This window comes from Pseudoduganella sp. OTU4001 (assembly GCF_038440195.1).
In the GTDB taxonomy this organism is placed as follows: domain Bacteria; phylum Pseudomonadota; class Gammaproteobacteria; order Burkholderiales; family Burkholderiaceae_D; genus Rugamonas.
Genome location: NZ_JASATG010000005.1, coordinates 193,187 through 211,008 on the forward strand (window position 1 = coordinate 193,187; position 17,822 = coordinate 211,008).

General features: G+C 62.2%; 22 protein-coding genes. 15 read left to right on the forward strand and 7 right to left on the reverse strand.

Annotated features, from left to right (window positions below):
* Positions 1-18: 18 nt before the first annotated feature.
* Entirely contained in the window at positions 19-708 is a 690-nt protein-coding gene (locus AAHE99_RS07160; protein ID WP_342115895.1) for a response regulator transcription factor, read from the reverse strand.
* A gap of 207 nt (positions 709-915) precedes the next feature.
* Between AAHE99_RS07160 and AAHE99_RS07165 the strand changes: the two genes are divergently transcribed.
* Positions 916-1,410 (forward strand): hypothetical protein, encoded by a 495-nt coding sequence (locus AAHE99_RS07165; protein WP_342115896.1) that lies wholly within the window; start codon positions 916-918, stop codon positions 1,408-1,410.
* 41 nt (positions 1,411-1,451) lie between these two features.
* Here AAHE99_RS07165 and minE read toward each other — a convergent pair whose 3' ends face one another.
* The 3 genes from minE to minC are packed head-to-tail and all read right to left on the reverse strand — an operon-like array spanning position 1,452 to position 3,309.
* Positions 1,452-1,703 (reverse strand): cell division topological specificity factor MinE, encoded by a 252-nt coding sequence (gene minE, locus AAHE99_RS07170; RefSeq protein WP_155454789.1) that lies wholly within the window; start codon positions 1,701-1,703, stop codon positions 1,452-1,454.
* A complete protein-coding gene (gene minD, locus AAHE99_RS07175; protein ID WP_342115902.1) occupies positions 1,703-2,518 on the reverse strand; it encodes a septum site-determining protein MinD in 816 nt (271 codons plus the stop codon). The genes minE and minD overlap by 1 nt, the downstream gene beginning before the upstream one ends.
* A gap of 23 nt (positions 2,519-2,541) precedes the next feature.
* The gene (gene minC / locus AAHE99_RS07180) at positions 2,542-3,309 is read right to left on the reverse strand and encodes a septum site-determining protein MinC (RefSeq protein WP_342115906.1); all 768 of its coding nucleotides are present in this window, start codon (positions 3,307-3,309) and stop codon (positions 2,542-2,544) included.
* A 161-nt stretch (positions 3,310-3,470) separates the two neighbouring features.
* Between minC and AAHE99_RS07185 the strand changes: the two genes are divergently transcribed.
* Positions 3,471-3,860, forward strand: a complete 390-nt coding sequence (locus tag AAHE99_RS07185) for a RidA family protein (RefSeq protein WP_342115909.1) — start codon at positions 3,471-3,473, stop codon at positions 3,858-3,860.
* Between the two features lie 2 nt (positions 3,861-3,862).
* Positions 3,863-4,348: a GNAT family N-acetyltransferase gene (locus tag AAHE99_RS07190; RefSeq protein ID WP_342115911.1), complete on the forward strand. Its 486-nt coding sequence runs from the start codon at positions 3,863-3,865 to the stop codon at positions 4,346-4,348.
* On the opposite strand, the gene AAHE99_RS07195 is transcribed toward AAHE99_RS07190, so the two are convergent.
* Positions 4,345-4,560 carry a hypothetical protein gene (locus AAHE99_RS07195; RefSeq protein ID WP_342115914.1) on the reverse strand — a complete coding sequence of 72 codons (216 nt, stop codon included), beginning with the start codon at positions 4,558-4,560 and terminating at the stop codon, positions 4,345-4,347. The genes AAHE99_RS07190 and AAHE99_RS07195 overlap by 4 nt on opposite strands.
* Before the next feature lie 72 nt (positions 4,561-4,632).
* Entirely contained in the window at positions 4,633-6,993 is a 2,361-nt protein-coding gene (gene metE / locus AAHE99_RS07200; protein WP_342115917.1) for a 5-methyltetrahydropteroyltriglutamate--homocysteine S-methyltransferase, read from the reverse strand.
* A gap of 103 nt (positions 6,994-7,096) precedes the next feature.
* Between metE and AAHE99_RS07205 the strand changes: the two genes are divergently transcribed.
* The 11 genes from AAHE99_RS07205 (at position 7,097) to AAHE99_RS07255 (ending at position 15,064) form a co-directional block, all read left to right on the forward strand.
* Positions 7,097-8,005, forward strand: coding sequence for a LysR family transcriptional regulator (locus AAHE99_RS07205; RefSeq protein WP_342115919.1), 909 nt, complete (start codon positions 7,097-7,099; stop codon positions 8,003-8,005).
* Between the two features lie 123 nt (positions 8,006-8,128).
* On the forward strand, positions 8,129-8,401 hold the full coding sequence (locus AAHE99_RS07210; protein WP_342115923.1) for a hypothetical protein: 273 nt from the start codon (positions 8,129-8,131) through the stop codon (positions 8,399-8,401).
* Positions 8,402-8,475: 74 nt separating this feature from the next.
* Positions 8,476-9,654 carry an acetyl-CoA C-acetyltransferase gene (locus AAHE99_RS07215; RefSeq protein ID WP_342115925.1) on the forward strand — a complete coding sequence of 393 codons (1,179 nt, stop codon included), beginning with the start codon at positions 8,476-8,478 and terminating at the stop codon, positions 9,652-9,654.
* Between the two features lie 30 nt (positions 9,655-9,684).
* On the forward strand, positions 9,685-10,425 hold the full coding sequence (phbB, locus tag AAHE99_RS07220; RefSeq protein WP_342115928.1) for an acetoacetyl-CoA reductase: 741 nt from the start codon (positions 9,685-9,687) through the stop codon (positions 10,423-10,425).
* 74 nt (positions 10,426-10,499) lie between these two features.
* Positions 10,500-10,856: a hypothetical protein gene (locus AAHE99_RS07225; protein WP_342115931.1), complete on the forward strand. Its 357-nt coding sequence runs from the start codon at positions 10,500-10,502 to the stop codon at positions 10,854-10,856.
* A 75-nt stretch (positions 10,857-10,931) separates the two neighbouring features.
* The gene (locus AAHE99_RS07230) at positions 10,932-11,312 is read left to right on the forward strand and encodes a DUF1761 domain-containing protein (RefSeq protein ID WP_342115933.1); all 381 of its coding nucleotides are present in this window, start codon (positions 10,932-10,934) and stop codon (positions 11,310-11,312) included.
* Entirely contained in the window at positions 11,309-11,896 is a 588-nt protein-coding gene (locus tag AAHE99_RS07235) for a class I SAM-dependent methyltransferase (protein WP_342115936.1), read from the forward strand. Before AAHE99_RS07230 ends, AAHE99_RS07235 begins: the two co-directional genes overlap by 4 nt.
* The gene (locus tag AAHE99_RS07240; protein ID WP_342115939.1) at positions 11,880-13,154 is read left to right on the forward strand and encodes an amino acid deaminase; all 1,275 of its coding nucleotides are present in this window, start codon (positions 11,880-11,882) and stop codon (positions 13,152-13,154) included. The genes AAHE99_RS07235 and AAHE99_RS07240 overlap by 17 nt, the downstream gene beginning before the upstream one ends.
* Positions 13,155-13,191: 37 nt before the next feature.
* Positions 13,192-14,151 (forward strand): prolyl aminopeptidase, encoded by a 960-nt coding sequence (pip, locus tag AAHE99_RS07245; protein ID WP_342115942.1) that lies wholly within the window; start codon positions 13,192-13,194, stop codon positions 14,149-14,151.
* The gene (locus AAHE99_RS07250) at positions 14,151-14,603 is read left to right on the forward strand and encodes a DUF2721 domain-containing protein (protein WP_342115944.1); all 453 of its coding nucleotides are present in this window, start codon (positions 14,151-14,153) and stop codon (positions 14,601-14,603) included. The genes pip and AAHE99_RS07250 overlap by 1 nt, the downstream gene beginning before the upstream one ends.
* 8 nt (positions 14,604-14,611) lie before the next feature.
* Positions 14,612-15,064, forward strand: coding sequence for a hypothetical protein (locus AAHE99_RS07255; RefSeq protein ID WP_342115947.1), 453 nt, complete (start codon positions 14,612-14,614; stop codon positions 15,062-15,064).
* Here the strand turns inward: AAHE99_RS07255 and AAHE99_RS07260 are convergent.
* Entirely contained in the window at positions 15,061-15,690 is a 630-nt protein-coding gene (locus AAHE99_RS07260; RefSeq protein WP_342115950.1) for an SRPBCC family protein, read from the reverse strand. The genes AAHE99_RS07255 and AAHE99_RS07260 overlap by 4 nt on opposite strands.
* 87 nt (positions 15,691-15,777) lie before the next feature.
* On the opposite strand from AAHE99_RS07260, the gene AAHE99_RS07265 reads away from it, so the two are divergent.
* Entirely contained in the window at positions 15,778-17,817 is a 2,040-nt protein-coding gene (locus tag AAHE99_RS07265) for an NADPH-dependent 2,4-dienoyl-CoA reductase (protein WP_342115953.1), read from the forward strand.
* The last annotated feature ends 5 nt before the right edge of the window (positions 17,818-17,822 follow it).

Genomic DNA, 17,822 nt, shown 5'->3' on the forward strand with positions numbered 1-17,822 from the left:
CTTGATGTCGCTAGGGGCTTAGGACCCCAGCTTTTCCAGGCGGTAGCCGTAACTGTAGACCGGCACCAGGCGGAACCCGTTTTCTGGCTTCAATTGCAACTTGTTGCGGACGCGGGAAACGTGGGTGTCCATCGTGCGGGATGGGACGTCGGTTTCGCGGATCCACACGGCCTCGTGGATGTAGGCGCGCGACAAGGGGCGGCCAATGTTGCGGAAAAACAGCAAGGCCAGGTAGAACTCTTTGTGGGTGACGTCCAGTACCTGGCCATCCATCAGCAGGCGGCCCGGGCGGGTTTCAAACACGTATTGGCCAAATTGCAACTGCTCGGCGCCGTTTTGGCTTGGGTAGGCCAGGCGCAGCTGGGCTTGCACGCGCGCAACCAGCTCGGCACGGCGCAGCGGTTTCACCAGGTAGTCTTCGGCGCCGGCAGCCAGGCCGGCCACGATATCGTCTTCGCCGGAACTTGTGGTCAGGAACAGCACTGGGCCGTTCTCAGGCAGCTTCTCGCGCACCTTGCGAACCAGTTCGCCCGGCTCCATATCGGCTACCTGCCAGTCAAGGATCAGCATGTCGTAGCTGTCTTTGCGCAGGTTAACGAGCAAGTCCTTGGCCGACTGGAAGCCGTGGCAGGCGTGACCAGCCGAGGTCAATACCTGGCAGATCAAGTCTGCCTGGCTGCGGTCAGCATCAAGGACAACGATTCTCATGGTTCTTTACAGCAAAATGTTAAGAAGCAGTCACACGAATATAACAGAGATTTACAAGAAATAGTTACCAATTTGATTATTTATTGCCGCATGGTACTACTCTTTAGTTGCCGTGCGAGGCTGTCTCTCAATCACACGGTACACTGCTTGGGCGGCTAGCACAATGGATTAGATGATGTTTTGCAAGTCGGAAAAGGGGCAAAAACCATGAAAAACGACTGGACTGTAATGCCGGCGAGCGAGGCGGATATTGCTGAAGTACGGGAGCGTTGCCGCCGTCTGGTGCGGCGCCGGGCTGCGGTTTCGGCCGGCGTGGCGGCGGTGCCGATCCCGGGTATCGACGTGGTTTCGGACCTGCGGCTGTTCACCCAGCTCATCGATGATGTGAACCATGAATTCGGCTTGTCGCCGGCGCAAATCGACCGGATGCAGCCGAAATTGAAGCTCATCGCCTACGAGGCGGTGATCAGCCTGGGCGGGATGCTGGTGGGGAAGGTGGTGACGCGCGAACTGGTCGGGACGGTGCTGAAACGCAGTGCGGGCAAGCTGGCGGCGAAGCAGGCGGGCAAGCTGGTGCCTATCGCTGGTCAAATTGCTTCAGCGACTATTGGTTTCTTTGCCTTTCGGCAGATTGGGTACCAGCATGTGGAGGCGTGTGCCAATGTGGCACGGCAGGTGGTGGCTGGCGCCCAGAACCGGTAAACCTGGGTCAGACCCTTGGGTCAGACCCAGGTTTACCGGGTTTAAGCGTCCGGCAAAACGACGTTCACGTCCAGAACCTCCAGGTTGCCCTGGCGGTCCAGCGAGATCTTGATATCGTCCGCCGACACCTTGGTGTACTTCGAAATCACATCAATCAGTTCTTTATGCAGCGCCGGCAGGAAATCCGGGCCCGCGCGGCCGTTACGCTCGCGGGCGATGATGATCTGCAGGCGCTCCTTGGCCGCACTCGCCGTTTTTGGCTTGTTCTGGAACAGGAAAGAGAGCAGCGCCATTATTTAGCTCCAAAGATACGCTTCAGGAAACCAGGCTTCTCGTAGTCCGTAAACTTCAGCTCAATTTCCTCGCCCAGGAAGCGCGCCACCACATCGGTGTAGGCCTCGGCCACGTCGGTGCCCTTGAAATGGATCGCCGGGTTGCCCTGGTTGGACGCGTGCAGCACCTGTTCCGATTCCGGAATGATGCCGATCAGCGGGATGCGCAGGATTTCCTGCACGTCGCCGTAGGACAGCATTTCGCCCGCTTCCACGCGTTTCGGCGAGTAGCGGGTGATCAGCAGGTGTTCCTTGACCGGCTCGCCGCCCGACAGCGCGCGGCGCGACTTGGCCTGGATGATGCCCAGGATGCGGTCGGAGTCACGCACCGACGATACTTCCGGGTTGGTCACGATCAGGGCTTCGTCGGCGAAGGTCAGCGCCATCAGGGCGCCGTGCTCGATACCGGCTGGCGAGTCGCAGATAATGAAATCGAATTCCATCTTGATCAGCTCGGCCAGTACGGCTTCCACGCCGTCTTCGGTCAGCGCATCCTTGTCGCGGGTCTGGGACGCCGGCAGGATGTACAGGTTGTCGCAGTGCTTGTCCTTGATCAGGGCCTGGTTCAGGGTGGCTTCCTTGTTCACCACGTTGATCAGGTCATACACAACGCGTCGTTCGCAACCCATGATCAGGTCCAGGTTGCGCAGGCCGACGTCAAAGTCGATGACGACGGTTTTGTGGCCGCGCAGGGCGAGGCCGGTGGAGAAGCTGGCGCTGGAAGTCGTTTTGCCGACACCGCCCTTGCCGGACGTAACTACAATAATTCGTGCCACAAAGAATCCTTTACTGAACTTAATTATTTTGCGGAATTGACAGATTGTATATCCAGTCTGTCGCCATTCAGCCGGATTTGTGTCGGCTGGCGTGCGTGCGCAGCCGGGAATCCGTCTTCAAACGTGCTGTAAACACCCGCGATCGAGACCAGTTCCGGGCTCATCGACAGAGCGAAAATGCGGGCATTGGTGTCGCCGGAGGCGCCCGCCAGGGCACGGCCGTTCAAAGTGTTGTAAACGTGAATACTGCCATCCGCGATGATCTCGGCGCCGTTGTTCACGACGGCCATCACGATCAGGTCGCCGCCGCGCGCGTAAATGCGCTGGCCGGCGCGGACCGGGGTATCGATGATCATGGTTCCGCTGAAAGCTGGTGCCGCTGGCGCCGCCGCTTGGACAGGTGCCGGGGCCGGCGCGGGGGCCGGTGCAGGCGCTGCTTGCACTGGCGCGGCGGCTGGCGCTTCGTCGCGCTTGCCGCTGTCCAGTTGCAGGCCGTGTTGCTGGATTTCTTCCACCATGTCCGGCGTGGCGTTGCGCACGGCCACCGGATTCAGGCGGTATTTTTTGAGGAGGGCGATGGTGGCCGCCCAGTCGATGCGTTCGCAGCCCGGCGCCAGATCGCCCACATCGATGACCGCCAGGTCGCCTTCGAAGAAGTCCGGCACCCCGCCAGTCATTTCGTGCATGGCGGCGTCGAGGGCCTGCAGGTCGCTGGTGTACATGATGGCGGACACCGCAACGACGGTGGAAATCTTGATTTCGATAGGCTTTTGGAACGTGCTCTTCGGCATAACAATCGCAAGGTAAACGGGCTCAGCCCAGGCTGCGTGCATTGTACTTTGCTAAACGTTGCTTGGGGAAGCGAACCCTGCATTTATGCGGCCTCGGCGGCTGCTGACCGGGAAAATTGCTGTGATAAAATTACTAAAAATGCAACCATGAGGAGGCGGTGATGCCAAGAACTTTGGTCAATTCGGATCTTTTCCCGCCAATCGGGCCATACAGCCACGCTGTCAAGGCTGGCGGGCAAGTGTTCGTCGCCGCAACGCCGGGTGTCGATCCCGCTACGGGCCAGCTTGCCGGGCCGGACGCTTATACCCAAACACGTCAGACCCTGAAGAATATTGCGGCTATGCTGGCCTCTGCGGATGCGAGCCTGCAGGATGTGGTGCATATGCAGGTCAACCTGGTGGATGTTGCCGACTTTGCGGAAATGAACCGCGCTTATGCCGAGTTCTTTACCGAACCATATCCTGCGCGGAGCGTGATTGGCGTGGCAGCCCTGCCGAAGCCGGGCGCGGTCCTCACGATCAATGCCATCGCGGTGCTGGGCGGCAGCTGATTATGGCCGCGGTTGAACTGGTACAACTGGCTTACGAGGACTTGCGCGGACTGGCCGACTCGGCACCTGCTGCCCACTTGGTTGGTGCGGCGGAAGGCGCAATGCCACCGCCGCACGTTGCCGCGCGTGCGCTGGCCCAAATAGATGCCGGCGTGCCGGCATTCTGGAGTGCGCCATTCCTGATGGTTGATAAGGCCAACGGAGCAGTGCTTGGCGGCTGCACCTTTAAAGGACTGCCGTCCTGCGGCGAAGTGGGGATTGCTTATGGTGTCGCGATGACCGCGCGCGGCCGCGGTATCGCAACGGAGGCGGTACGGCAGCTTCTGGTGCTGGCAGGGCGGGAGGGCGTGCGGACAGTAATTGCAGAGATCCTCCCCGCGAACATCGCCTCATCCAAGCTGGTAACTCGCCTCGGGTTTGCCCAAGGCGAGTCATTTGTCGATTCCGACGGCGAAACTGTCGTGCGGTGGACCTATTCCATCGGCTAATACAGGCCAAAAAGCCGACCAAACATGCCTGCGAGCATGATCGTCAGGCCAACCATCCACCTCGTCATTACAGCAAGTTCCTTGCGTTGTTCGGCGAAGCCCCTATCCATATGCTCACGCAAGGATTCGATTGCACCATATAACCTGTCTATATCCTTTTGCATGCCGGTCACCTCAGTCTCCACTTTAGCAATCCGCTCGCGATCATCCATATGGCCTCCCATCGAATGGCTTAACTTTGCGCGCATTCGATTGGAGGGACTTTGAGCTTGGACAGGGACAGTTCAGGAAAGTTCCATCTCTTTTCGAAGCTGGCGGGCAGCGGTGATCATGTTTTGCAGGGCTGCGGTGGTTTCGGGCCAGGCGCGGGTTTTCAGGCCGCAGTCGGGGTTGACCCATAGCTGGGCGGGCGGTACGACCTTGGCGGCCTTGCGCAGCAGCGCGGCCATCTCTTCGCTGCCAGGCACCCGTGGGGAATGGATGTCGTACACGCCGGGGCCGATCTCGTTCGGGTAACGGAAGCGCGCGAAGCCGCCCAGCAGCTCCATTGCCGAGCGGCTGGATTCGATCGTGATCACGTCGGCATCCAGCGCGGCAATTGCTGGCAGGATGTCGTTGAACTCGGCATAGCACATGTGGGTGTGGATCTGCGTGGCATCGCCTGCCACTGCGGCGCTCAAGCGGAAAGCCTTGGTGGCCCAGGCCAGGTAGGCATCCCAGCGGCTGCGGCGTAGCGGCAAGCCTTCGCGCAAAGCCGGTTCGTCGATCTGGATGATGCCGATGCCGGCCTGCTCCAGGTCGCGCACTTCTTCGCGGATGGCGGCGGCAATTTGCCAGGCGGTGGCATCGCGCGGCTGGTCGTCGCGCACGAACGACCATTGCAGGATGGTGACCGGGCCGGTCAGCATGCCTTTCACCGGCTTGGCGGTCAGGCTCTGCGCGTACTCCGCCCAGCCGACGGTCATCGGCTGCGGGCGCTGCACGTCGCCGTAAATGATGGGTGGTTTGACGCAGCGTGAACCATACGATTGCACCCAGCCGTTGGCCGTGAAGGCGAAACCATCGAGTTGCTCGCCAAAGTACTCCACCATGTCGTTGCGCTCGGCTTCGCCGTGTACCAGTACGTCGAGGCCCAGCACTTCCTGCTCGCGGATGGCGTGGGCGATCTCTTCGCGCATTGCTTGCTCGTAGACCGCCGCAGTCAGCTCGCCGCGCTTGAAGGCAGCGCGGGCGGCGCGGATGTGCGGCGTTTGCGGGAAGGAGCCGATGGTGGTGGTTGGGAAGGCGGGCAGCTTGAGGCGCGCTTGTTGCTGGCGCTGGCGGTCCGCGAACGGGGAGTGGCGGCGGTCGGGCGCCTTTTCAGCCGCCAGCGCGGCGACGCGCGCTCGGAGGCCGGCATTATGGACGAGTGGGCTGGTGCGGCGGCTGGCATGTGCGGCGCGTGCTGCAGCGAAGCCGCGTGCAGCTTGACCGGACACGCGCTCGTCGGCCGACAGTGCGGTCTTCAGCAGGGCCAGCTCGGCAAGTTTTTCTTCTGCGAAGGCGAGCCAGGAGCGCAGTTCGTTGTCCAGTGCCGGTTCGGCCGCCAGGCTGTAGGGCACATGCAGCAGCGAGCAAGAGGTGGATAGCCAGACCGCGCCACTGCGTTTAGCCAGCACGGGCATCAGGGTCGCGAGCGCGGCGTCGAGGTCGGTGCGCCAGATGTTGCGGCCGTCGACGATGCCGATCGACAGCACTTTATGCGCAGGGAGCCAGTCGGCCAAGCTGGTCAGCTCGCTGGCGGCGCGCACCGCGTCGACGTGCAGGCCAGCGACTGGCAGGCGGCAGGCCAGGCTGACGTTTTCTTCCAGCGGCGAGAAATAGGTGGCGAGCATCAGTTGCGTGCCGGACTGGCTGAGCAGCCAGTAAGCGGGTTCGAACGCGTTGCGCCACGCGTTCGGCAGGTCGAGTCCGAGAATCGGCTCGTCCAGCTGCACCCATTCGGCACCGGCGGCGCGCAACTGCACCAGCAGGCGGCTGTAGAGCGGGAGCAGCCGCTCTAGCAGATCCAGGCGCGCATCGTGGGCGCCGCCGGCAGCGGCGTCCGCGGTGGCGGCGCCCGCGTCGCGCACTTTGCCAAGCCATAAGAACGTTAGCGGGCCGAGCAAGGCGACCTTGACGGGATGGCCGGCCGCGCGCGCTTCCGCGACTTCGGCCAGCAACTGTTCGCTGTGCAGCGCGAACTCCGTACCTGCGCTGAATTCGGGTACCAGGTAGTGGTAATTGGTGTCGAACCACTTGGTCATCTCGAGCGCCGCACCATTTTGACCACATGCGCACGATTCATGTGCACCATCGCCGCGCGCCATGGCGAAATAGCGCGCCAGCGGCGTCTCCGAGCCGCGAAAACCGAAGCGCTCCGGCTCGCAGCCGAACAGCTGGATGTGGTTCGCGACATGGTCGTACAGGGCGAAATCACCGACAGTTACAAAGTCCAGGCCCTGCTGGCGCTGCATTTCCCAGTGCTGGGCACGGAGCTTGCTCCCAGTCTCAAGCAGGGACGATTCGGACAGCTCGCCGCGCCAAAAACGCTCAAGCGCGAACTTCAGTTCGCGTGCGGCGCCGATGCGGGGAAAACCAGGAATATGTGTTTGTACGAGTTTCATTATTGTCATGCTTACGAAATATTGGTGACGTACAGTTTGCGGCATGGCGGCATATAATAAAAACGAAACTTTTTGCGCATTAACTTGAAAAATATTCATACACATGCTCGAGATTCGTCATCTGCGCACGCTGTCGGCCCTGCGCTCTTCCGGTAGCCTGGTCAAGGCGGCCCAATTGCTGAACCTGACCCAGTCGGCCTTGTCGCATCAAATCAAATTGCTGGAAGATCGCTACGGATCGCCGCTGTTCGAGCGTAAATCCATGCCGATCGGCTTCACCGCCACCGGCGAACGGCTGCTGAAACTGGCCGATATGCTGTTACCGGAAGTCGAACGCGCCGAACGCGACGTGATCCGCCTGTCGCAAGGCGACACTGGCCAGCTGCGCGTCGCCCTCGAATGCCACACTTGCTTCGACTGGCTGATGCCAGTGATGGATGAATTCCGCACCCGCTGGCCGGACGTGGAGATCGACCTGGTGTCCGGCTTCCACAGCGAGCCCGCCGACCTGCTGCGCAATGGCGCTGCCGACCTGGTGATCGGCTCCGACTACAGCGCCGAGTACACGACGTTCCCGCTGTTCCGTTTTGAAATCCTGACCGTGATGGCGCAAAAGCACCGGCTTGCCGCGCAACGGCGCCTTGCGGCACAAGACTTTGCCGGCGAAACGCTGATCACCTATCCGGTACCGGAGCAGCGCATCGACCTGATCCGCGAAGTGCTGCGTCCCGCTGGTGTGGACTTCCAGCGCCGCACGGCGGAACTTACCGTCGCCATCCTGCAGCTGGTCGCCAGCCGGCGCGGTGTGGCTGCATTGCCCAACTGGGCCATCAAGAACTATGTCGACTACGACTACGTGGTCGCGCGCCCGGTGGGCGAAACCGGCTTGTGGAGCGATTTGTTCGTGTCCGTGCCGCCAGCCTTGCAGCACAAGGCCTATGTAACCGACTTCGTCAACGTGATACGCGAGCAGTGCGCCGGCGCACTGGACGGTATCAAGTTATTGTCGTGACATCGCTTTGGGAATTATGCAAAATGAAAGCAGCCTTGATGTTTATCAAACGTTTCTCACGAATCGCGTAATAACATGAGAAGTCTTGCGGTTTATCAGTCATCAATTTGAAGGAGCACGGCCATGGTCACGTTCAATGATGAATTCGCGCGCGCCACGCAAGCGGCCTTTGACGCACAATTTGCAAGCTTCGTCAGTCTTTGTGACTGGCAACGTGATACCGCATGGGCTTCACTGGCCGCCATGACCGCGGCATCCAACGAATTCCTGGCCATCCAGCATCCACAAGACCTGCTGCAAATGGCGACCGACCAGGGGATGCAAGTGCTCGACCGCGCCCAAGCCTTTGGACGGGAGGCAACAGATGTGGCTTTGAATAAGCCCCTGTTCCGGTAGGCCATTGTGGCCGCATTGCAGACAGTTAGCTAGAATGCATTGAAACATTTTCATACCACCCCCGGAGAAGCAGAATGGATGATGTAGTAATCGTTGCAGCAGGCCGAACCGCAGTAGGCAAGTTTGGCGGTTCCCTGGCCAAGATCCCGGCAGCAGAGCTGGGCGCGCATGTCATCAAGGGCTTGTTGGCCAAGACTGGCATTGATCCAAACCTGATCAGCGAAGTGATCATGGGCCAGGTACTGACCGCTGGCGTGGGACAGAACCCTGCCCGCCAGGCAGTCGTCAAAGCCGGCCTGCCACATGGCGTTCCGGGCTACACCATCAACAAGGTCTGCGGCAGCGGCCTGAAGGCCACCCACCTGGCGGCGCAAGCCATCAAGTGCGGCGACGCCAACATCATCATCGCCGGCGGCCAGGAAAACATGAGCGCCTCGCCGCACGTGCTGAACGGTTCGCGCGACGGCTTCCGCATGGGCGACGCCAAGATGGTCGACACCATGATCGTGGACGGCCTGTGGGACGTCTATAACCAGTACCACATGGGCATCACCGCCGAGAACGTCGCCAAGAAATACGATATCTCGCGCGCCCAGCAGGACGAGTTCGCCCTGCAGTCGCAGCTGAAAGCCGAAGCGGCCCAGAAGGAAGGCAAGTTCAAGGACGAGATCATCCCGCTGGAAATCGTGCAGAAGAAGGGCAGCATCCTGTTCGACCAGGACGAGTACGTCAAACCGGGCTCCACCCTGGACGCGCTGGCCGGCCTGCGCCCAGCCTTCGACAAGGCGGGTTCTGTCACCGCCGGCAATGCTTCCGGCCTGAACGATGGCGCTGCTGCCGTGATCATGATGTCCGCGTCGCAGGCCAAGCAGCTGGGCCTGACCCCGCTGGCACGCATCAAGGCCTACGCCTCCTCCGGCCTGGATCCAGCCTACATGGGCATGGGCCCGGTACCGGCATCGCAGCTGTGCCTGAAGAAGGCCGGCTGGTCGCCACAAGACCTGGACCTGATGGAAATCAATGAAGCATTCGCTGCGCAAGCCTGCGCCGTGAACAAGGAAATGGGCTGGGACACCAGCAAGATCAACGTCAATGGCGGCGCGATTGCGATTGGCCACCCGATCGGCGCTTCCGGCGCCCGTATCCTGGTGACCTTGCTGCATGAAATGGTCCGCCGTGACGCGAAGAAGGGCCTGGCCTCGCTGTGCATCGGCGGTGGCATGGGTGTAGCACTGGCAGTTGAGCGCGACTGAGCTTTCGTTTAAATAAAGAGGGGAACATAAATGGCACGAGTTGCATTAGTAACGGGCGGCATGGGTGGTCTGGGCGAAGCGATCTGCATCAAGATGAGCGCACTGGGCTACAAGGTGGTAACCACGTATTCCCCAAGTAATAAGACGCATGAATCGTGGCTGGCCACGATGAAGGACCAGGGCTATAACTTCGCAGCCTATCCTTGCGACGTGTCGGACTACGATTCGGCGCAGCAGTGCATCGCTGCGGTCGAGCGCGACATCGGCGTGGTGGATGTGCTGGTGAATAACGCCGGTATCACCCGCGACATGACCTTTAAGAAGATGGACAAGGTCAATTGGGATGCCGTGATGAAGACCAACCTGGATTCCGTGTTCAACATGACCAAGCCGGTCGCGGACAAGATGGTTGATCGCGGCTGGGGCCGCATCATCAACATCTCCTCGGTCAACGGCCAGAAGGGTGCGTTCGGCCAGACCAACTACTCGGCGGCCAAGGCCGGCGTGCACGGCTTCACCAAGGCGCTGGCGCTGGAAGTGGCGCGCAAGGGTGTCACCGTGAATACCATCTCGCCAGGCTATATCGGCACCAAGATGGTGATGGAGATCCCTAAGGACGTGCTGGATTCGAAAATCATCCCGCAAATCCCGATGGCGCGCCTGGGCAAGCCGGAAGAAGTGGCAGGCCTGGTGGCCTACCTGGCTTCCGACGAAGCGGCCTTCCTGACCGGCGCCAATATCGCGATCAACGGCGGCCAGCACATGTCCTGATCGCAGCAAAGAGCAACGCAACGCGAACGCCGTCCGGTCCCCGTACCGGCCGGCGTTTTTTCCATGGATGCCAAATGAAGAAATTGTTAGCTGTATCGCTGGCGCTGGCCGCAACCGCCTGCAGCCGCGACATCCCCAAGGACAAGCTGGTCGACATCCTCAACGAGCGCGCGCAGTTGGTGGCCCATATCGGGCAAGTCACCAAGGTCGACGTACTGAGCACCGCCAAGTCCGCAGCGGGCAACGGTGGCGAACGCTATAGCTGCGAAGTACGGCTGCTGCATGTGACCGGCAGGAAGGGCTCCACCTACGTCAGTTTCCTGCGCCGCGAAGCCCCGTCCACCACCGAATCCGCCCTGACCTGGGCCGACGACCGCCAGGCTGCCGCCGGCAAGATGGGAGAGCTGCTTTCCGAGCATTGCAACAGTTAATTGACCGCCGGCCCCACCTCGCATATCGTTCTGCTCAACAATAACCAACAGGAGACAACGATGGAAATGTGGGGAATGAATTACTGGGCAGTTTTGCTGGCGGCGGTATCGAGCTTCATGCTGGGCGGCCTGTGGTACTCGCCAGTCCTGTTCGGCAAGATGTGGAATGATGAAAATGGCGGCGTGAAGCAGGACGGCCACCCGGCCAAGGTATTCGGCATCGCCTTCCTGTTCTCGCTGCTGGCCGCCGTCACGTTCGCGCGCTGGATCGGCCCGGAAGCTTCGCTGGAATACGCCCTCAAGCACGGCCTCATGGCAGGCTTCGGCATGGCGGCAGCCTGCTTTGGCATCAACTACCAGTTCGCCCAGCGCAGCTTCAAGCTGTGGCTGATCGACGGCGGCTACCATACCGCCCAGTTCCTGGTGTTCGGCCTGATCCTGGGGCTCTGGCATTGATTGACGACCCCTCCGGCGGCTGGGAAGCCATCGCCAACGACTTCATTGCAGCCCGTTCCGATATCGGGCGCAATGTCGTGCGGCATTGGGCTAAAACGCTGCCCCGGGGCGGAGAGGTGGTGGACATCGGCTGCGGTGCGGGCGTACCGGTCGCCGCTACCCTTGCGGAAGAGGGCTTCAGCATCTTCGGCATCGACGCTTCCCCGACCTTGCTGGCAGCCTTCCGCCACCGCTTTCCTGATGCGCCAACCGCCTGCGAAACGGCCCAGGCCAGCTCCTTTTTCAATCGAACCTTTGACGCGGCCATTGCAGTCGGCCTCATCTTCCTTTTGCCGGCGGACGGGCAGCGACAGCTGATCGAACGCGTCGGCCGGGCCCTCAAGCCGGGTGGCCGTTTCCTGTTCAGCGCACCGCGCCAGGCCGCCGAGTGGATCGACCTCCAGACTGGCCGGCCCTCGCAGTCGCTGGGTGAGGCACAATATGGGCAATTGCTTGCCGCCGCCGGGATGCGCCTGGTGAATTCCTATCTCGACGAAGGCGAGAACTATTATTTCGAGGCCGAATCCTATGTACGCCCTGCCTGAACTTGATGAACAGACCCTGCTGCCCGGCGTCAAAGGCCTTCCGCTGCTGGAACCATTGCGCCAGCACATGGTCGGCGCCCAGCACTGGAACGTGCTGGCGGCCGATACCAGCCTGCCGGTGGCGGTGCTGAAGGCCTCTGCCTTGCAGCACAACCTGGCCTGGATGCGCGGCTTCTGCGAGCGCCACGGGGTGCTGCTGGCGCCGCACGGCAAGACCACCATGTGCCCGCAGCTGTTCGCGGCGCAGATCGAGAACGGGGCCTGGGGCATTACGCTGGCCACCATCCCGCAGGTGCAGATCGCGGTGCGCTTTGGCGTGCGGCGGGTGATCCTGGCCAATGAGCTGGTGGCGCCGGCCGATATCCGCGCCGTGCTGCACCTGATGCAGGAGGATCCCGGCTTCGAATTCTTCGCCCTGGCCGATTCGCTGCAAGGCGTGCAGCGCCTGTCGCAGGCGGTGCAGGCCTCCGGGCTGGAGCGGCCGTTGCCGCTGTTGGTAGAGCTGGGCATGCGGGGCAAGCGCGCCGGTTGCCGCGAACCGGAAGAGGTGATGGCGGTGGCGCGTGCGGTGGCCGCCGCGCCGGGCCTGCAGCTGGCCGGCATTGAAGGCTACGAAGGCCTGGCGTCGGATGTGGACACCGTCAACCTGTTCCTCGGCCGCATGGGGGAATTGCTGCAGGCCGCAGCGGGCGAGGGCCTGTTCGCTGGCGAGCAGGTGATCATCTCCGCTGGCGGTTCGTCGTACTTCGACCTGGTGGCGCGCGGCTTCAGTGGTCTGGCGGTGACGGGCAAGAAGGTGCTACCTGTCCTGCGCAGCGGCTGCTACCTGACCAACGACCATGGCCACTATTTCAACCAGATCGCCGAACTGGATGCGCGCGAAGGCAGCAAGGCCGGCGCGGGTTTGCGCCCGGCGCTGGAAGTCTGGACCACCGTGCTCTCGCGCCCGGAGCCAAACCTGGCCATCCTGTCCATGGGCAAGCGCGATGCCGGCTTCGACCTGGGCTTGCCGATGGCAATCGCGGCGCACCGTCCCGGCGGCGCGCCGCTGGCGCTGCCGGCCGGCGCCGTGATCGACAAAATGAACGACCAGCACGCCTATTTGCGCTGGCCGGAAGGCACGCAAGCCGACCTGCAGGTGGGCGACCTGGTAGGCTGCGGCATCTCCCATCCCTGCACCACCTTCGACAAATGGCCCGTGCTGCTGCTTGTGGATGACACGTACAACGTCCTGCAAGCCGTGAACACCTTCTTCTGAGCGGTTACAATCTTGGCTTCACGCACAGAGGATAACCATGCCTGACGCCTTGCCACACCTGTTCCCCCCGATCCAGCCCCGCAGCAGCGGCATGCTGGCGGTTGATGACATCCATACAATTTACTGGGAAGAGGTAGGCAACCCGAACGGCATCCCGGTGGTGTTCTTCCATGGCGGCCCCGGCGCCGGCATGTCGCCGCAGCACCGCCGCTTCTTCAACCCGGACCACTACCGCGTGATCCTGTTCGACCAGCGCGGCGCCGGCAAATCGACCCCGCTGGGCGAAGTGCGCAACAACACCACCCAGCTGCTGATCGAGGACATCGAGCGCCTGCGCACCCTGTTCGGCATCGAAAAATGGCTGGTATTCGGCGGCTCCTGGGGCTCCACGCTGGCGCTGGCCTATGGCCAGGCGCACCCGGAGCGCTGCCTGGGCTTCGTCCTGCGCGGCATCTTCCTCTGCACGCAGAAGGAAATCGACTGGTTCCTGGGCGGCTCCGAATGGTTCCACCCCGAGGTGTACGACGAATTCATCGCCCCCATCCCGCAAGAAGAGCGCGGCAACCTGCTGCAAGCCTACGTCAAACGCATCATGGACCCGAATCCGGACGTGCACTGGCCCGCCGTGCGCGCCTGGAGCAAATTCGAAGGCCGCCGCGTGTTCCTGCTGCCGCAGCCGGACGAACCGCCGTCGGACACCCTGGACCTGGGCGTCGGCCGCATGGAATCGCACTATATGGCCAACCTGGGCTTCTTCAGCGACAACCAGCTGCTGGCCAATGTGGATCGCATCGCCCATTTGCCGGCCGTGATCGTGCAGGGCCGCTATGACGTGATCTGCCCACCGGTATCGGCCTGGCGCCTGCAGCAAGCCTGGGGCGGCAACGCCGTCATGAAAATGATCCCGGATGCAGGCCACGGCGCCATGGAGCTGGGCATCAGCCGCGCCCTGGTCGGCGCCACCGAACAATTCCGACAGCAAGGACGCTTCGCATAATGAATCTCCAGCTTGGCGATATCGCCCACATCATCCAGCTCGCGATTGCCCCGGTGTTCATGCTGTCCACCGTCTGCACCAACCTGCTGGTGCTGCTGAACCGCCTGGCGCGCATCATCGACCGATCGCGCGTGCTGGAAGAGCGTTTGGATGTAGCCTATAACGACACTTACATCAACGAACTGGACGTGCTGTACCGCCGTTCGCACCTGATCAACGTTGCGATTGCGCTGGCCACGGCCTGCGGCCTGTTGGTCTGCCTGGTGGTGGCCCTGCTGTTCGTCGGCGACACCACCAACCTGCCGCTGGACAAATACATCGCCGGCCTGTTCATCGCCGCGATGATCTGCCTGATCGGCAATTTCGGCTACCTGCTGCGCGAAATCTTCATCGCCTCGACGTTTATGCGTGCCCACCGCCATGTGCGGCACATTGAAAGAAACCAGAACTAAGAAACATCATGCACGACTACAAACGTCCCCCTACGCTGCACCGCTACGGCCCGCGCAGCGAACTCGAACAAGCCCTGAAGGAAGGCCAGTTCGTGCTGCGCCCTGTGGGCAGCTTCCTGACCCTGAGCTTCTCGCAAGCCTGGAAACGTGAACTGTTCGACCATTTCGGCGCCGACAGCTGCCTGGTCATCCACAACACCGAAGAATTCGGCGAGCGCATCCACCGCGCCGTCCAGCGCACCCTGCCAAACTGGGCCGGTATCGATGGCGCCATGGAATACTTTGGCCGCTCCGCCCTGGGCGCGGCCTTCACCAAGACGCGTGAAGATGCAGTCGAGAAAGAATGGCAATTCGCCTGGCGTTCGATGCAGTCCAAGTCCAGCATGAACCCGGTGATGATCCGCATCGGCAGCCTGGAAAACTTCGCGGAAGTGCGCGACCGCGACCACTACACGGCTTAAGGGTTTTGCACGCCGCCGACCAGGCCGCGTGCCATCTCCGACTGTTTCGGCAGCGCCGGCTGGCGCTCCAGGTGGGCCAGCACCGCACCCATCATGCGCTCCACGTCGCCGCGGATGATGTTGGTGCCGAGGATGCCGGGTACATAGAAGTTCGGCATCAGGCGCCCGCTGTAGATCACGCGGGTGCCGCCGGTTTCCGGAATGGGAATCAATTCCCAGCGCGCCTCATAGTGCTTCATATCCCCCGAGACCAGGGCGATGTCGATCGAAGACATCGGCTGCTCCGTCGCGCGCACCACCAGGTGGATCGAGCGTGACATGAACAGGAAGCGCGCCGTACCAAATTGCTCAATAATGACTTCATTGCCATTGCGCGATAGCACCCGGCACGAAGCCATGTCCGGCACGAATTCCTCCATATTGTCGTAGGAGGTGAGGGTGCGCCACACCGTCGGCAGCGACGCATGCACCGAGCCGCTGGCGTTGACTTCATAGAGCTGAAGCGCGTCTGCCTTGACCCGGTGGACGGTCACTTCCAGCTTCGGAAGCTCCACCCGGGACGCCTGCCCTGCGCCAAACGCAGGCGCAGCAAAACCGAGGAACAGTACTAATAACAGTCGCTTCATGCTACCAGCGTAAGGGAACTGATGGCAGAATACAAGCGCCGCGCGCTTCCTTCGTTAGCCAGCGCACGTAACTCCCGCCATACCGCCATGACCACGAATTTCCCTCATCTCCTGTCCCCCCTGGACCTGGGTTTTACCACCCTGCGCAACCGCGTCATCATGGGTTCCATGCATACCGGCCTGGAAGACCGCTTCTACAACTATGACAAGCTGGCGGCCTTCTACCGCGAGCGCGCCAGGGGCGGCGTGGGCATGATCGTCACCGGCGGCATCTCGCCGAACCGCCAGGGCTGGCTGCTGCCGTTTGGCGGCACCATGAACTTTATAGGCGACGTTTTCAACCACCGCAAGGTGACCAGCGCCGTGCACGAAGAAGGCGGCAAGATCCTGATGCAGATCCTGCATGCGGGACGCTATGGCTACCAGCCCTTCGCCGTCTCGGCCTCCGACAAGAAATCGCCGATCTCGCCTTTCAAGCCGAAAGCGCTGACCGAAGGCGGCATCGAATCGACCATCAAGGCCTATGTGCGCGCCGCCAGGCTGGCGCAGAAGGCCGGCTATGACGGCGTGGAAGTGATGGGCAGCGAAGGCTACCTGCTGAACCAGTTCCTGTGCGCCCGCACCAACCTGCGCACCGACCGCTGGGGCGGCAGCATCGAAAACCGCATGCGCCTGCCGGTGGAAATCGTACGCCGCATGCGCGAGGCGGTGGGCCGCGAATTCATCATCATGTACCGCCACTCGCTGCTGGACCTGGTTGACGGCGGCAATACCTGGGACGAGGTGGTGACTGTCGCCAAGGCCTTGCAGCACGCCGGCGCCACCATCCTGAACACCGGCATCGGCTGGCACGAAGCCCGCGTGCCGACCATCGTCACCTCCGTACCGCGCGCCGCCTTTGCCGAAGTGGCGGGGCGCCTGCGCAAGGAAGTCACGATTCCGGTGGTGGCCTCCAACCGCATCAATATGCCGGCCGAAGCAGAAGACATCCTGCGCCGTGGCGATGCCGACATGGTATCGATGGCGCGCCCCTTCCTGGCCGATGCCGAGTTCGTCAACAAGGCCGCCGCCGGCCGCGTCGACGAAATCAACACCTGCATCGGCTGCAACCAGGCCTGCCTCGACCACACCTTCCAGAACAAGCGCGCCAGCTGCCTGGTGAACCCGCGCGCCTGCCATGAGACGGAGCTGGTGTACCGCAAGGCCGCCGCACGCCGCAAGGTGGCCGTGGTGGGCGCCGGCCCGGCCGGCCTGTCCGCAGCGACGGTGGCGGCCGAATGCGGCCACGACGTCACCCTGTTTGACGCAGGCGAGCGCATTGGCGGCCAGTTCAACATCGCCAAACAAATCCCCGGCAAGGAAGAATTCAACGAAACCCTGCGCTACTTCGGCCGCAAGATCGAGCTGACCGGCGTCAAGCTCAAGCTGAACCACCGCGTCACGCGCGAAGAACTGCTGGCCGGCGGCTATGACGACGTGATCGTCGCCACCGGCATCCGCATGCGCAAGCCGAAGATCGACGGAATCGACCACCCGAAGGTGCTGTCCTACCTCGACGTACTGCGAGACAAGAAGCCGGTCGGCAAACGCGTAGCGATTATTGGCGCCGGCGGCATCGGCTTCGACGTAGGCGAATACCTGCTGCACAACCCCGCGCACTCCCTGCCGCTGGCGAAAGAGCACTGGACTGCCGAATGGGGCGTCGACCTGCACGCCAAGAGCGGCGGCGGCCTGGTGCCGGCCAAGGTGGCCGAACCGGTGCGCCAGCTCTACCTGCTGCAGCGCAAGACCAGCAAGCTCGGCGCCGGCCTCGGCAAGACTTCCGGCTGGGTGCACCGTGCCGTACTGGCGCGCAACGGCGTGGTCATGATCCCCGGCGTGCAATACAAGCTGATTGACGACCACGGCCTGCACATCGTGGTCGGCGAAGAAGAGCGCCTGCTGGCCGTGGACAATGTGGTGATCTGCGCCGGCCAGGAAAGCCTGACCGAGCTGATGCCGCCCGAAGGCGAAGCACCCGCCCCCGGCGCCCCCCGCTTCCACAAGATCGGCGGCGCCGCCCTGGCAGCCGAGCTCGACGCCAAACGCGCCATCAAAGAAGGCGCCGAACTTGCCTCCAGGCTCTAATTGTC

Coding starts and splice junctions, on each gene's coding strand:
- metE (WP_342115917.1), bottom strand. CDS start 6,993: ATGAAACTCGTACAAACACATATTCCTGGTTTTCCCCGCATCGGCGCC.
- AAHE99_RS07215 (WP_342115925.1), top strand. CDS start 8,476: ATGGATGATGTAGTAATCGTTGCAGCAGGCCGAACCGCAGTAGGCAAG.
- minE (WP_155454789.1), bottom strand. CDS start 1,703: ATGGCGCTGCTCTCTTTCCTGTTCCAGAACAAGCCAAAAACGGCGAGT.
- AAHE99_RS07205 (WP_342115919.1), top strand. CDS start 7,097: ATGCTCGAGATTCGTCATCTGCGCACGCTGTCGGCCCTGCGCTCTTCC.
- AAHE99_RS07260 (WP_342115950.1), bottom strand. CDS start 15,690: ATGAAGCGACTGTTATTAGTACTGTTCCTCGGTTTTGCTGCGCCTGCG.
- AAHE99_RS07250 (WP_342115944.1), top strand. CDS start 14,151: ATGAATCTCCAGCTTGGCGATATCGCCCACATCATCCAGCTCGCGATT.
- AAHE99_RS07195 (WP_342115914.1), bottom strand. CDS start 4,560: ATGGATGATCGCGAGCGGATTGCTAAAGTGGAGACTGAGGTGACCGGC.
- AAHE99_RS07255 (WP_342115947.1), top strand. CDS start 14,612: ATGCACGACTACAAACGTCCCCCTACGCTGCACCGCTACGGCCCGCGC.
- AAHE99_RS07160 (WP_342115895.1), bottom strand. CDS start 708: ATGAGAATCGTTGTCCTTGATGCTGACCGCAGCCAGGCAGACTTGATC.
- phbB (WP_342115928.1), top strand. CDS start 9,685: ATGGCACGAGTTGCATTAGTAACGGGCGGCATGGGTGGTCTGGGCGAA.
- AAHE99_RS07225 (WP_342115931.1), top strand. CDS start 10,500: ATGAAGAAATTGTTAGCTGTATCGCTGGCGCTGGCCGCAACCGCCTGC.
- AAHE99_RS07240 (WP_342115939.1), top strand. CDS start 11,880: ATGTACGCCCTGCCTGAACTTGATGAACAGACCCTGCTGCCCGGCGTC.
- AAHE99_RS07230 (WP_342115933.1), top strand. CDS start 10,932: ATGAATTACTGGGCAGTTTTGCTGGCGGCGGTATCGAGCTTCATGCTG.
- AAHE99_RS07210 (WP_342115923.1), top strand. CDS start 8,129: ATGGTCACGTTCAATGATGAATTCGCGCGCGCCACGCAAGCGGCCTTT.
- AAHE99_RS07185 (WP_342115909.1), top strand. CDS start 3,471: ATGCCAAGAACTTTGGTCAATTCGGATCTTTTCCCGCCAATCGGGCCA.
- pip (WP_342115942.1), top strand. CDS start 13,192: ATGCCTGACGCCTTGCCACACCTGTTCCCCCCGATCCAGCCCCGCAGC.
- minC (WP_342115906.1), bottom strand. CDS start 3,309: ATGCCGAAGAGCACGTTCCAAAAGCCTATCGAAATCAAGATTTCCACC.
- AAHE99_RS07165 (WP_342115896.1), top strand. CDS start 916: ATGAAAAACGACTGGACTGTAATGCCGGCGAGCGAGGCGGATATTGCT.
- AAHE99_RS07190 (WP_342115911.1), top strand. CDS start 3,863: ATGGCCGCGGTTGAACTGGTACAACTGGCTTACGAGGACTTGCGCGGA.
- AAHE99_RS07265 (WP_342115953.1), top strand. CDS start 15,778: ATGACCACGAATTTCCCTCATCTCCTGTCCCCCCTGGACCTGGGTTTT.